Raw genomic sequence first — 14,195 nt, 5'->3', positions numbered from 1 at the left:
CTGTGACAATTTACAATAGCTAAGGTTAATATAAAAAAATCGCAGTTTTTGATTTGAAAAGCAAGATTAAGCAGTTGTTAACTATAAAATTTGATTTTGTATGAGAAATCATTCCCGCTACGATAGATAACGGGAATGATTGAAAAGAGCTTTCAAGTTAAAAGCGCTTGCCTAAAGGTCGATACCAAAGCCAACGATGAACTGATAATCGTCCTGCTTAGGGGTAAAGCCGTTTGCATCTGGCTGTGGGTTATTGATGCGATCCCATACGAACGATAGGTCGAGGTCGAATATGCTGGTTAATTCTATCTCAAGTGTGGCAATAGCATGGTGGGTATAACCACCTGACTTCTCATTACCATACTGAATTCGATATAGCGTATTGAAGTCGATATCACTGGTGATCTCGGTGTCATAAACCGTTTCTATCACCATTGCGGCACTGCCATCGTCAAGCTCTTCACCATCTGCAACTTCATCGAATCGAGTGTAAGTATATGCAGGACCGCCACTGATACTCCATTCGGTTTTTGAGTTATCAATGATGTTATAACCGAGACCCGAACCGAGAGTGACTCTGTAATCGATATTTGAGAAGGGGTCTTTGTAGATTTCAGCAAACACTGGTCTTAGGTAGAACTGCTTGGAGATAAACCAGTCAAAGTTTGTGTTGATACGGTGATTATTAATGCGGTTTTCACCATCGGTTTTTGAGTAGTTACCGATATAATCCAGATTGAAGCGTGACTCTGTCGTCCGGCGCATGGTTTTAGCTAAGGCACTGTAATCAATCTGGTCTGTATTACCACTGCGAAAGTTAGCACCTAAGGTTATCTTACTTGACCAGTAGTTAGCTTCAGATTGATCGCCTGCAATAATGGTCATAATTTGGGAGTTATCAAATTCTTCACCATTAATATAAGACTTACCATTTTCAACTAATAAATGACCCGTTTTGGTGCTTAGATCGGTAAAGCCTATACTGACGATACCGCTACTTTGTAGCACTTTCACATCTTCCCAGTCGATAAACACGGTATCAAGTTCATCACTCTCAAACTCTAGTTTGTCATCATAAAGGTTTTTAATCTCACCCTTTAACAGCTCTAATGAGGTCAGTTGCAACCAGTCATACTTGCTATCGACGGGAGGATAAACCTGTTCAGGCTTTAACGATTGCTCCTTTGGAGCAAGAGGGCTAACTTGTGTAGTAGGCTCTGCTGAAGTTGCAGAGGTGGAGCAGATGGCAGCAAAACAAGCCGCCGCGATAACTGAATAGCGCATATGGGTTTCCATTTAACTCTCCCTGAAATGGTATAAATACCCCTGTGGCTGGCTTTATTATACAAATGGCCAGCTTATTTAAGGCAAAAAATTACTGTTTAGGGTTCAACTAAAAACTAGGTCGTGCAATGATTTGTGGATGATTATAAGGCCTGCTCAAACCATGGCAACATAAACTCTGCTATTGCTGGTTGTGCTTTTTGATTGGGGTGGATGCCATCTCGCTGCATTAAGGAGGGGTCTATGGCAATCTGCTCCATAAAAAATGGCATCAGAGTCACTTCGTGCTCAGTCGCTAGCTCTTTATAGACGCTACTTATTTGTGACGCATACCTTGGTCCATAATTAGGAGGGACCATGATTTCGCTGAGCAAGACTTTTACCTCTTGCTCCTTTGCCAGCTCGATAATTTTTGTAAGATTGTTTTTCAACTGCTTAGGTGGAAAACCTCGTAAACCATCATTACCACCAAGCTCGACTAACAACAGCTTAGGCTGCGTGGAGTCAAGCAGTGCGGGGAGTCGGCGCAGTCCTCCTGCAGAGGTTTCACCGCTTACTGAACCATTGATGATGCTATGCTCTGGCATTTTTTCACGTAATAATTGTACCCATCCCTGATCTTCGGGCATGCCATAACTTGCACTTAGGCTATCACCTAGGATTAATATAGGGGCAGCACTCAGTGGAAAACTACTGAAAATTAATAATAAGGCTAAGCCGCCGAGTCGGTTCTTTAAGCCTAAGAAGGATCCTATGTCTGAAAATAGCGCCATAACGGTAAGCCACCTAGTTAAATCTGTTATTACTCAAGAGGGAGAACTGACTATCCTCAACGGCATCAATATGGATGTCAAGCACGGCGAGAGTGTGGCTATTCTTGGCCCATCGGGATCCGGTAAGTCAACCCTGCTTGGCTTGCTTGCAGCATTAGATTCACCCACTAGCGGTTCGATAAAACTCGATGGTGTTGCTCTAGAAGAGCTTAATGAAGAGAGTAAGGCATCCCTACGTAAACAGAAAGTCAGCTTTATTTTTCAGTCTTTTATGCTGGTCGATACTCTAAATGCACTTGAAAATGTGATGTTACCAGCTGAGCTTGCCGGCGTTACTAAGGCCAAAGAGAAGGCCGAGGCGATGCTAGAGCGAGTGGGGTTAAGTCATCGATTAACTCATTTCCCCAATCAGCTATCCGGTGGTGAGCAACAGAGGGTTGCCATTGCTAGAGCCTTTATTTGCGAGCCTAAGGTGCTGTTTGCCGATGAGCCGACGGGGAATCTAGACTCGGCCAATAGCGATAAGATTGCCGACATGCTGTTTGAGCTTAACCGTGAGAGCGACACAACCTTAGTGCTAGTGACCCATGATATGGAGTTAGCCAGTCGTTGTCAGCGACAATTCATCATGGATTCAGGCTGTTTAAGTGAAAAGCCAAGCGAACAGATGAGCGCTATTAAAGGAGCAGAAGAGGCAAGCGCATGGAGTTAAGTTTAGCCTGGCGGCTGTTTAAACGGGAGCTTTCCCAAGGGCAGCTACTGCTGATTATCTTGGCCATTACCTTGGCGGTATTATCGGTAACGGGTCTTGCCAGTGTCAGCGAGCGCTTGCAGATGGCGATTAATGGTCAGGCATCAAAGTTTATCGCCGCCGACCGCATTATCGATTCACCGGCTAAAATTGATCCGCAAATATTAACTTTGGCTGATAAGTTAGGTTTAGCTCGCGTTGGCAGCATGCAATTCAACTCCATGGTGTACGCTGGTGATGCATTTCAGTTAGTTACCGTTAGAGCGGTTGAGCAGGGTTACCCCTTAAAAGGTGATATTGAACTCAGCAGTGGCAAAGCCAACGGATTACCTCTGGCTGACAACATCTGGTTTGAAACGCGACTCGGTGGTCTATTAGGTTATCCTGAGCAGATAGAACTGGGTAATGCTAACTTTAATTTATCCAAGGAAATTATTCGCTTGCCTGATGCAGGCTTTAACCCATTTGCGTCATCCCCTGTGGTGTTAATGCGCATCGAAGATGTTGCTAAGACGCAAGTTATCCAACCGGGCAGCCGAGTGACCTATCGCTATCAGTTTACTGGCGATACGAGCCAATTAACCGCATTTGAAGCGCAAGCAAAGCCTCTGCTCAATACCAGTCAGCGTTGGGTTGATGTGCAATCGGGTGACTCGCCAATTGCGGGGGCAGTTAAACGTGCCGAGCGCTTTTTACTGTTAGCCAGCTTATTAGGTATAGCGCTCGCCTGTGCGGCCATCGGTATCGCGGCGCAGCGATACTGTCAGCGCCATTATGATGTGGTGGCAATGCTGAAAACCTTTGGCGCGTCGGCGAAGCAGATAAGAGTATTATTTGGCACACATCTGCTGCTGGTTACCACCGTGGGGGTACTGCTTGGTTTGCTCGGTGGTTTTGCTTTAGACAGAGGAATTACGGCATTTCTACCGATAGAAATTGCCGCTTATACCCCACCAGTTGGTCGGCCAATCATGTTAGGTATAGCGACAGGCTTTATTAGTGCCTTTATGTTCTCCGCTTATCCACTCATGCGTCTATTGGCGATTCCACCTCTTCGAGTGTTACAGCGTCAGCTTGAAGGCTTGCAGCTGGGGATGTGGCTACACCTTATTTTAAGCTTAGGTGCGATGGCGCTGCTGGGATATCTCTACTCTCAAAGCTTAGCACTAACCTTAACTGTTGTGGCTGCAGTATTGCTGTTGGGCACCTTACTGAGTGTGCTGGGCTTTTTTATGATCCGTTTAGGTCATAGTGTTGGCATGAAAACCACCAATCCGCTGCAGCTGGCGCTCGCAGGACTCAGACGCAGAGCCAAGCAAAATGCGGTGCAGCTTGTTGGTTTCAGTAGCGCCTTGGTATTGTTATTAACGATTCTGGCGCTTAGACAAGATTTGTTGCAGGAGTGGCAGAAACAACTCCCCGAAAACTCACCTAATTACTTCTTAGTCAATATAGCGCCAGAAGAGACACAAACCATTAGTGATTTCTTGGCGCCTCACCTTAAATCGTCACCCATTATCTATCCAGTGGTGCGCGGTCGTCTAACTGAGATTAATGGCGAGGAGTTAATCTCTAACGCGCAAAAGCAAGAGGGGAGTGAAGGGAGAGTTGGGATCTCTCGTGAGCTCAACTTAACCTATCAATCGAGCTTGCCACCCAATAATGAGATCTTGGAGGGTGAATTTAATCAAGATACATTCGATGTATCGGTGGAATCTGGTGTTGCCGAACGGTTAGGCTTATCCATAGGTGACAGCTTAACTTACACCATAGATCATCAACCGCTCACGGTTAAGGTGACCAGCATTCGTGCGGTGCACTGGGAAACACTGCAGCCGAATTTCTTTATGATCTTTACCGAGCAAGCGTTAGCGCCCTTTGCCTATACCTCGATGTCGAGTTTTCACTTAGAGGACTCTCAACGTGGGCTTATTCTGGATTTGATCAAGCAGTTTCCTACCGTATCTATTATCGATGTTGGTGCCATGGTGAGCCAGCTTAGGCAGATAATCGATCAGGTCTCTCTGTCGCTGTCTCTAGTGTTAGTCTTAGTGTTACTGGCGAGTGCCTTAGTGATGATAGCGCAAACAGAAGCGGGGATGGCGACGAGGCAAAGAGAGCTTGCTGTACTGCGTACCTTTGGCGCTTCGGGATGGTTATTGCGAGCTGCAACCGGACTTGAGTTCGCACTGCTTGGAACCATAGCGGGCATATTGGCGGTGGTTGTCGCCGAGTTCACGCTTTACCTGTTAAAGACTCAGGTGTTTGAGCTGAATGTCTACATGCATTGGCCGTGGTGGGGGATAGCGCCGCTATGTGGTGGTTTAATTGTGGCGTTGCTTGGCATTTGGCGCTGCAGGCAGCTACTGAATAAGTCGTGTGGTGAGCTACTTAAAGGCCATTAAAGTGGATTAAACTGCTATGTAAAGGGATAGCTTAGCTATCCCTTTTTTATTGCTTATGATACAGGTAAGTTGCCGGAAAAAGACTAGGTCAGCAGCTGATTGAGGGCGCCTTTAAGTTCAGGGTATTGGAATACAAAACCTGAGTCTAAGGTGCGCTTGGGCATGACATATTGACCTTCAATTAATAGGCAAGACATCTCCCCCAGAATAAGCCTTAACACGAAGGCTGGCATAGGAATAAAGGCGGGACGATTTAATGCATGACCAAGAGCTTGGCTAAACTCTTTGTTACTTACAGGCTCGGGGCCACAGCCGTTATAGATGCCGCTGCAATCAGGATTATTGAGCAGATGAATAAAAAGCTGGATCAGATCTGATTGATGGATCCAGCTCATGCCTTGTTTTCCATCAGCAATAGGCCCGCCAAGCCCCAATTTAAATGCGGGTAACATTTTAGCCAAGGCGCCGCCAGTGCCACCGAGAACGAGCCCTATTCGGATTATACAGACGCGAGTCTGAGCACTGCTTGCTTTTAATGCACCATCTTCCCAGCGGTGACATACCTGATGAGTAAATTCGGCTAAATTGGCATTGCTGACTTGATAGCTCTCATCGACAGGGACTTGGCCCTGATTGCCGTAATACCCCACCGCTGAGGCACTAATAAAGGTATGAGGTGGAGTGGTACTCGTATCGGTAAGCTTGGTTAGTTGTTCGGTTATACTCCAGCGGCTTTGGCAAATGTCGAGTTTTTTCTGGCCGCTCCAGAGCTTTGCTGCAATAGGCTCACCCGCCAGATTGATAATGGCATCGAAGTTATCTAAGTCTTTGAGTTCATCTAATGAACCTAAATAGTGATGCTTTGCGCCCAGTATGATGGCCGAGCGCTGGGGATCTCGACTGAGAATGGTTAATTGGTGTAGAGGTTCTAAGGCTTTGACCAGTTGCTTACCGATAAAACCACTGGCGCCAGTCATTAATATTTTCATAGGCTGATTAAATAGCTTAAAAGGTATAACTGTATGTACGTTAGATTATAGCCGTTAGATTGACTATTTTTGGTAACAGAGTTCAAGAGAGACCGAATCAGCAAAGCGTAGTGCGTGTGGCTTGTCAATTTCAACCTTAGCAAAGTCGACCCAATCATGCTCACTGGCAATCGCTAAAACTTGGCTGGTGAGATTTTCCAGTAAAGAAAAGCGGTTGTTTTCAACTAAAGCAATGATCTTTTTCGTAATCGTGCGATAATTCAGGGCATCATCCATATTGTCACTGTTTCTGGCTTTGTCCGCGCAGTAGTGGATCACAGTGTTTATTGTGACATCTTGCTTATTTTGTATTTCGTCTTCTTTGATCCCTATATAGGTGCGTAGCCTAAGGTTTTTAATTCGGATCACGGCGATTTCTGGTTTCATAACTAACGATGTCCTTATAATGTATGTTAGAAGCAGTTTATATAACCCTATCAATATTATAGTGAATCAAGAAGGATTTTATTGTAATGAGACGATTTGAGAGTCAAGGCGTAGCATTTAAAGGCTTTGCTATTTCGGCGTTTATCGTTGTTATTTTAGCGGGCATTAAGGCGGCGAGCCCGATTGTGGTGCCTTTTGTGCTGTCGGTATTTATCGCCGTTATCTGTAATCCGATGATCAGCTGGATGACTCGCCATCGTGCACCACGTGGTTTAGCTGTGCTGCTGTTGATGGTCTTTATCGTGATGATGGGACTATGGTTAGCCTCGGTGGTTGGCACCTCGATTAATGAGTTCTCCAAACAGTTGCCATTTTATCGAGACCAATTGATCGACCAGTTCTCTTGGGTCGTTGAGAAACTCGCCGCGTTTAATATTCAGATCTCTAAAGAGCAGATCTTAGCTTATTTTGACCCAGGTGTCGCACTGTCGATGACCACAAATATGCTATCAGGCGTGGGTAGTGTCATGGCGAACCTGTTCTTAATCATCTTGACCGTGGTGTTTATGTTGTTTGAGTCCAATGGTTTTTCGACCAAGATGCACTTAGCGTTAGATGATCCTGATATGCGCTTAAAGCAGGTTGATCGTTTTTTAAATTCGGTAAACCAATATATGGTGATCAAGACACTAGTCAGCCTAGGAACAGGCTTGATTATCGGCGTCGGTTTGTATTTTATCGGCGTAGATTATGCCTTGTTATGGGGTGTTATCGCATTCCTGTTTAACTATATTCCAAATATCGGTTCGATTATTGCGGCTATCCCCTCTGTACTACTGGCGTTTATTCAATTAGGCCCTGGTGCTGCTGGTGGTGTCGCACTACTGTATTTAGGCACGAACACCATTATGGGGAATGCTGTTGAGCCAAGGTATATGGGCAAAGGCTTAGGCCTATCGACCCTAGTGGTGTTTTTATCATTAATTTTCTGGGGCTGGTTATTAGGCTCTGTGGGGATGCTGTTATCGGTGCCGCTGACCATGATTGTAAAGATTGCACTAGAGTCTAGCTCAGGTGGTCGTTGGCTAGCGGTTTTGCTTGGGGATGATGTCTCTGAAGCACAGCTGCAAGTGGCTAAAGCAACCGCGCCTGTTCAGGTAGAAAGCGCTGAGTTAGACAAGTCTCTGCGAGAAAACTCTCAGTTAGATAACTCGCCATTAGAAAGTGCACAATTAGAGAATTCAGAGTTAAAGAATAGAGAAAAGTGAGTTTGATGCAGTTATTTATTGAAGCAATAAAGCAAGTTGAGTTATCAGAAGATGTCGGACGGCTATTTCATGGTCGAGGAGGGCGTTTTCAAGGCTGTGAACATCTTTGTCTCGATTGGTTCTCGCCTGTATTGCTGTTAACCAGTTTTAAAGTATTAGAAAGCGATGAGCTAGACTGCTTATCTGCAGCTATTGAACAACGCTGGATTGAGCTAAAGGGCGATGAGCCCCTTAATCTTGTGTTTCAATACCGCCGTGGTGGTGAAACTCACACAGAAATTCTTAAAGGTGAGGTGCCAGAGAAGCATATCGTCACTGAGAACGGTGCTTGTTTTCAAGTGCATCTGTTGCGCGGTCAAAACCATGGTTTGTTTCTCGATATGCGCAATGGCCGTCAATGGGTACGTGAACACAGTGCACACAAGAAAGTATTAAATCTGTTTGCTTATACTTGTGGTTTCTCTATAGCTGCGCTGCAGGGAAAGGCGGATGAAGTGGTTAACATCGATATGAGTAAAGGCGCATTGTCGATTGGTAAGCAAAATCATCTACTCAATGATTTCAAAGTCGGCGCGCGTTTTCTTGGTCATGATATCTTCAAGTCATGGGGTAAGCTCACTAAGCTCGGTCCTTATGACTTAATCATCGCCGATCCACCGAGTAACCAAAAGGGCAGCTTTGTTGCCACTAAAGACTATGCTCGTTTGTTGAAAAGATTACCTGAGCTACTAAGTGAAGATGGCGATATGCTGCTTTGCTTAAATGCACCAGAATTGAGTATCGAGTTTTTAATGGAACAGGTAGAAGAGTACAGCCCAAGCTTAGTGTTTTGTGAGCAGCTTGAGAATCCAACTGTATTTGAAGATGTCGATCCTAACAAAGCATTAAAAGTTCTGCGCTATCGAAAGCGCTAGTCTATTTGTAGACATAGAGCTTAAAGGCCAAACCATTAGTTTGGCCTTTTTTATGGCTTCTCATGCCCCTGAGGTGCTTAAGCTTGGCCACAGAGCGCCACCTATTTATGCGATAAGCTGCATGCTTGTATATTTTTTCGATACATTAAAGTTGCTGTTAAGCTCATTTTTGAATTAAAAACTGAAAGACTTTCATGTGTTATGACGTAATCTGCCATGTTTTAAGGGGTTTTTGTAATTTTTAGCTGTTTTTATCGAGTGATTTTGAAAGTTTTCTGTAAGTTGGTAGGTGAAGCTGTTATACTCGCCCCATAAAGACAATGCATAATTGGCATGTTTTTAAAAAAGGCAAAATGTCACACTATTGATGACATGCCTTTGTACCCTACACCTTAATCAAAGATCCGGAGTCGTTATGGAATTTCAGGAATATGAAGGCGCATATTACCAACTACAAGACGAGATGTTAGAGTCTCTACCAGTTGAGATGGATGAAGAAGCGTTTTTAGATTAAGGAAAATCGCTTAAAGCGAGTTACTGAGCTTTAATAGTAAAATAGCAACCATTCGGTTGCTATTTTTTGTTTGGGCGGAGCCAATACGGCAGTGATAATCAGCAAGCAGTTAGCCATTCACTTGACGTTTTTCTGGCATGATCTCAACGATAATCCAGTTACCATTGCGTTTATGTAGCCTTAAAGTTCTATCATCAATCCACGGCTGCCCACCTCGGAGTCCTTTTATTTTCACAATGACAGTGACATCGTCGGTAAATTTGCGAAAGAAATCGATATCCACTTCATCAACTTCTAATTCCACCTCTGTCATCGATAAGTTCAATACATAGCGCTGCACTGAAGAGGCAATATAATAGTGACTTAGGATCTCTTTTAGAGAAGCATCAACATAGAGTTTGGCTTTTTCTACATCTCTATCAACGTAAATAGCATTTAAAAATCCTAGAGAGGTTAACTCTGGGCTGCGCAGGGAAGCCTTCTCTGAATTGTTAATATCGCCGCTATGCTCTTGTGAGGGGCTGCAAGCTACAATAGAGAACAGTGCAGCGATAAGTAGAAGAGGTTTAATCATAATCTCAGGGGTAAAGAGTTTTGTGCAGTATCACGATTCTTAGGCGTTAACGCAAGATTTTCATTTTGATCTAATGAAAAGCTTGACCTGAGTAAAGATCTAAGGCATATCTGTATGAATGACTTAATTAGGTTATCCACAGAATCTGTGGACAAGTATGTTGAAGACTATTTTTAACTTGTCTAACTTATTAATATGTAAGCATTAAATCGGCTGGTTGTTTTTTGACTCATTACCTTGTAACTCTGTTTTCCTCTCAAATCGATAGTCCTAATCTCATCTGTTTTGCACCCTGTAAAGATCTAGCGATCGTTTTTTCATCACGTGTTGATAAGTTACCTTAAACACGCAGATACCGTGTTTTCATACATAGCAGAGCTTTGTAAGTTAAAAAGTGGTTAGAGTGAGCTAACTCTAATACTTTTCCTAGATCTTATCATAGGTATCGACATAGAAAGTAAGGGTTAAGTTGGCTGGCTTAGATGTTTTTTGCTTTTGGCTATATTAGTCATTTCAATATGAGTTAATGGAATTATTTAAATCTATTACGTGATATTAATATGCTTTCAATTTATCAATTTTAATATCTTTGGGTATTGCTTCACATAATCTTATAACTGCTTTGTTTTTACGCTCTATATAAGTTATTAAAATAGCTGTATGGTTAGGAAACGAAGGGCTGTTATGATTAATAATACACAACAAACATATACCTTCGAACCATGTTGTGAACTAAATAATGTAGCAAAAGAGTTAGGTTTTCTATCTGCGCTATATTTTGTCGATTTCGAACCCGGTTCATTTACTACGGATAGTAAACGTGGTGTACAAGGTGGATATAAGAAGTTAAATGCAATTATTTGTTCGGATCAAATAATTAAGCAATATTGTGATGAGTATTGGCGTAGATATGTGGCTGATGACCCTTATTTTTTGGCATCAAAGAAAAGCCATTTTTATCTATGGCCTTATGAGTCTGGGCATTTGCCACAACCCAAAATCCTACAGATGATGCAGGGTTTTGGTTATGGTAGTAAGCTATCGATTTGCTTCCCGTTATATAGTAATCAGTTAATAAAAGGCTGGTTTATATTACTTTCAGAACGAGGTGAACAGGCAAATAAAGAGTGGTTTTTGCAAAATCAACCACAGATAGAGCGGCGTTTGAAGGAGTTTCATCTTGAAGCTGTGGATCTATGCTCTGAACAGGTGTTTCCTTATCAAGATCTCGGGGTCGTATCGAAGAAGGGGCGCTGTGTTCTATCTTTAATTGCTGAAGGTTATACCCGCACTCAAGTTTCAGAGAAATTGTTTATCTCTGAGCGAGGTGTGGATTATCATATTGATAAATTAAAATGCACATTCGATTGTAGTAATGTTACTTCATTAATTGCTAAGTCAGTCAGACTAAAAGTAATTTAATTAACAATAGGTGGAAGTTAATGATTTATTAGCTTTCATCTATGCTGTATTAATCCCATCTTTTATATGTGGCTTATGTATATCGTTATCGATTTATAATAGATAACAAAGCAAACCTATTATTTTTTATAGTCACTGTGATATCTCATAGTTATTTAATGCCGTATATGTATAACTTAGCATTAGTCACGCCCATAAGTATTTTAAGTAGTTTGTCACAAGTTCATCAGCCTGTTTAGGCTCTATGAGATCTCCTAAATCCTCGCAATAAAATCTTGTTTAGTATGCATGTTGTTCTCTGCTTGAGAAACAACAATAAGCGTTATATTAAAACGTCGGAGATGAATGATGAAATTTAGAAAGCTTGGCTTAGCATCGCTCTTTAGTGTGATGTTCGGCTCTTTGGTCGTGGGTTGTGGTAGTGATTCCGATGATAATTCTGATAGTGGTGGTACGGTAAGTCCACCTGATGTGTCCCAAGATCATCCGCATCCACATGTTTTTGGTAAAGTGCAAAATAGCAACTTGGAAAAGGCATCCTTCTCCCTTTATTGGGGGATACCTAAGCCTGTACCGACAGATTTACCTATTCAAATCACCGGTGCTGAGGTGATTGATTGGCTTGACCGTAATTATGGTGGTGAAGCGATCATTAACCAACATAAGAAGGTATGGAAAAGAGGAAACTTTTCAACATTTGATGTTGCAGCTTATGCTGCAGACGAGATGTCTGAGCGTGTTTGCCATCAATGGAAGGGCACCAAAGATTGTGACTTAGAGTTTTCTTTTACATGGAATCCTGAGCGGCAAACTCATGATTTGGTTGTTAACGGCGAAAAGAACTGGAATCATAGCTATTGGTATTGGTCAGGTGATGACGGTGACCATGGTGGTGTACAGAATCTAGAATATTTCGGTCAAATCCGAATGGATGAAACGAGATCTGATGACAAGATCAACATAGGTATTCATCCGGTCGGTGATTTAGATAAGCATATTGCGGCACAAAAAGCTGAAGTTGCTCGCTTAGAGGCTAACGGCGGACAGGTTATCATCCCACTTATTAATGTCCAAACCAAGTGGCGTAACGACCCTAATGTTGATTTCCACCAGTGGTATATCATCAGCCAAGAGTGTCCTGGTAATCCATCAAACTATTGTTTCTCACCTGACGAAAGTTTAGCGATGATTGATGCTAATGGTAAGCCAATGTCACACATGGGAAAGGTCGATGAAGAGGGTAAGTTCAGTAGTTGTGGCATTACGGGCGGGAAGTGTAATGACAAGCGCTATGACTACACTATTAAAAATCTGAAAGTGAAGGCTCATAATATTCGTCCTGATATTTATTATGATGGTGTGATCACCATGGCGGACGTACTGTTATCACTTAATGATCATGAAGATCATAACGGTAAGCACAGTGGCACGATGAACTTTTGGCCTATCTTAGCAACGGAGTCTAATCCAGAAAGCTTTGCGTTTGAATCTTTAGATGGACTTTATGCTTCGGGTAATCACGGCTGGTTATTTGATTGGGGTGAAGTGAATAACTCGCATTTCTACTTCAATTCGCCACACATAATGCCAGATAAGGTGGTACTTGTTAGCCCAGAGCTGATTAAGTGGCGATATGCTTCTTTCTATGATTCATATGGCGAGTGGCAGAAGTTCATGGCGTACGATTTGAACGATCCCTATAAAAACACCCGTCACAAAGTGAAGACTGCCCAGTGGCCACTCGAGGCGAGTCACTTTGGCTGGAAAGTCGCCGATTGTGCCCAATGTCATACTACAGCGGATATGGATTTTGAGTGTACTAAGCAACTAAAAGAGCCTGGTTTACTTGAGCCAGCTAAGTGTGCCGAGTGTCATGGTGCGAATGGTGCTAGTGATGGCCACCTAGAAAAAGCGATGTGTGTGCGTTGTCATATCGATCTAGTTGGCCATGGTGATGCACTTACTAATAAGCAGGTTCACCCCTTTGGCGAGTTTGGTAGTGGTTTAAGCAAGACAATGTCTGATCCATACTCATGTGTGAGCTGTCACCAGAACGAGAAAGATGTATTAGTTGGCGGTAAGTAAGCATTAAAACTTACTAGAAAGGGAGCGTGTTGAGAAATGCATGCTCCTTTTTATTAGATGTATTTAAAGTCGTACGCATATTTCTGAACGTTGCGACAATTTGCCTTATATGAAAGTGGCTAACGTAGCTTTTACTGCGCCAAAACACACCATAGCGGCTGCTTATTGATATAAGCGGCTTAATGTTCTTAGGGTGTGATAGTGGATTTCTTTAATTAGAATAGTTACTTATGCCTGTCGTCACTCTGCGAGTAAATTGCTTAAAGTAAAATGGTATTTTCAAGGTTCATCGTTTCATCTAAATCGAATGCTGGGGGTCATCACCATTTTGGGAAGTGATTTTGCTTTACTGTGCTTTGACGATAAATTCATCTATTATCGATTAATCGAACAGAAAGGAGATCTTATGACGCGTCGCGTATATGTTTTAGCGCAATTTAAACCAAAGCCTGGTAAAGAAGCGGAACTATTTGAAGTTTTAAAAGCGTTAGAACCAGATTCATATCGAGAGCAGGGCTGTATTCAATATATGTTGACTCGCCAAATCGATCATCCGAGTGCGACACGCAATGAATACCCGATTGTGTTCAACGAGATCTGGGAGAATGCCGACGCGTGGGCGGCACATGGAACCAGAAAGCAAATACAGCACTTCTTTGAAACTCAAGTCCAAGCTGAAAGCGGGTTAGTAGAAGATGCCATTGTCACGGCTTATAGCGATGAAGGTTACCATTATGATAGTCCAGTCTATGAGTAAGCGGACTCATTTGCGATAGATACAAAAAAGCCT

General features: G+C 42.9%; 12 protein-coding genes. 7 read left to right on the top strand and 5 right to left on the bottom strand.

Going from position 1 to position 14,195, the window contains the following annotated elements; translation table 11 throughout:
- Window positions 1-171: 171 nt before the first annotated feature.
- Window positions 172-1,296, bottom strand: a complete 1,125-nt coding sequence (locus tag JMA39_RS08150; RefSeq protein ID WP_202721386.1) for a DUF481 domain-containing protein — start codon at window positions 1,294-1,296, stop codon at window positions 172-174.
- Window positions 1,297-1,427: 131 nt separating this feature from the next.
- Window positions 1,428-2,057 (bottom strand): arylesterase, encoded by a 630-nt coding sequence (locus JMA39_RS08145; RefSeq protein ID WP_237732737.1) that lies wholly within the window; start codon window positions 2,055-2,057, stop codon window positions 1,428-1,430.
- On the opposite strand from JMA39_RS08145, the gene JMA39_RS08140 reads away from it, so the two are divergent.
- A complete protein-coding gene (locus JMA39_RS08140) occupies window positions 2,038-2,769 on the top strand; it encodes an ABC transporter ATP-binding protein (RefSeq protein ID WP_202721385.1) in 732 nt (243 codons plus the stop codon). The two genes, JMA39_RS08145 and JMA39_RS08140, sit on opposite strands and share 20 nt — an antisense overlap.
- Window positions 2,760-5,213 (top strand): ABC transporter permease, encoded by a 2,454-nt coding sequence (locus tag JMA39_RS08135; RefSeq protein ID WP_202721384.1) that lies wholly within the window; start codon window positions 2,760-2,762, stop codon window positions 5,211-5,213. Before JMA39_RS08140 ends, JMA39_RS08135 begins: the two co-directional genes overlap by 10 nt.
- An 83-nt stretch (window positions 5,214-5,296) precedes the next feature.
- Here the strand turns inward: JMA39_RS08135 and JMA39_RS08130 are convergent, their stop codons facing one another.
- Entirely contained in the window at window positions 5,297-6,202 is a 906-nt protein-coding gene (locus JMA39_RS08130) for a TIGR01777 family oxidoreductase (protein WP_202721383.1), read from the bottom strand.
- Window positions 6,203-6,265: 63 nt separating this feature from the next.
- Window positions 6,266-6,628, bottom strand: coding sequence for a dihydroneopterin triphosphate 2'-epimerase (folX, locus tag JMA39_RS08125; RefSeq protein WP_202721382.1), 363 nt, complete (start codon window positions 6,626-6,628; stop codon window positions 6,266-6,268).
- Between the two features lie 86 nt (window positions 6,629-6,714).
- On the opposite strand from folX, the gene JMA39_RS08120 reads away from it, so the two are divergent.
- Both JMA39_RS08120 and JMA39_RS08115 read left to right on the top strand, forming a co-directional pair.
- The gene (locus tag JMA39_RS08120; RefSeq protein WP_202721381.1) at window positions 6,715-7,896 is read left to right on the top strand and encodes an AI-2E family transporter; all 1,182 of its coding nucleotides are present in this window, start codon (window positions 6,715-6,717) and stop codon (window positions 7,894-7,896) included.
- 5 nt (window positions 7,897-7,901) lie between these two features.
- Complete coding sequence (locus JMA39_RS08115) at window positions 7,902-8,810, top strand: class I SAM-dependent methyltransferase (RefSeq protein ID WP_202721380.1); 909 nt, start codon at window positions 7,902-7,904, stop codon at window positions 8,808-8,810.
- A 623-nt stretch (window positions 8,811-9,433) separates the two neighbouring features.
- On the opposite strand, the gene JMA39_RS08110 is transcribed toward JMA39_RS08115, so the two are convergent.
- Window positions 9,434-9,895, bottom strand: a complete 462-nt coding sequence (locus JMA39_RS08110; RefSeq protein ID WP_373316321.1) for a hypothetical protein — start codon at window positions 9,893-9,895, stop codon at window positions 9,434-9,436.
- Window positions 9,896-10,582: 687 nt separating this feature from the next.
- On the opposite strand from JMA39_RS08110, the gene JMA39_RS08105 reads away from it, so the two are divergent.
- From JMA39_RS08105 to JMA39_RS08095, 3 genes are all read left to right on the top strand, one after another.
- Window positions 10,583-11,320, top strand: a complete 738-nt coding sequence (locus JMA39_RS08105) for a LuxR C-terminal-related transcriptional regulator (protein ID WP_202721378.1) — start codon at window positions 10,583-10,585, stop codon at window positions 11,318-11,320.
- Between the two features lie 345 nt (window positions 11,321-11,665).
- Window positions 11,666-13,405, top strand: coding sequence for a cytochrome c3 family protein (locus JMA39_RS08100; protein ID WP_202721377.1), 1,740 nt, complete (start codon window positions 11,666-11,668; stop codon window positions 13,403-13,405).
- Between the two features lie 406 nt (window positions 13,406-13,811).
- Window positions 13,812-14,162, top strand: coding sequence for a putative quinol monooxygenase (locus JMA39_RS08095; protein ID WP_202721376.1), 351 nt, complete (start codon window positions 13,812-13,814; stop codon window positions 14,160-14,162).
- Window positions 14,163-14,195: the final 33 nt, after the last annotated feature.

The organism is Shewanella schlegeliana (assembly GCF_016765635.1).
GTDB classification, from domain to species: Bacteria; Pseudomonadota; Gammaproteobacteria; order Enterobacterales; family Shewanellaceae; genus Shewanella; species Shewanella schlegeliana.
Note: the sequence above shows the minus strand (reverse complement) of the source record. Positions and strands in the feature narration are given on the sequence as shown.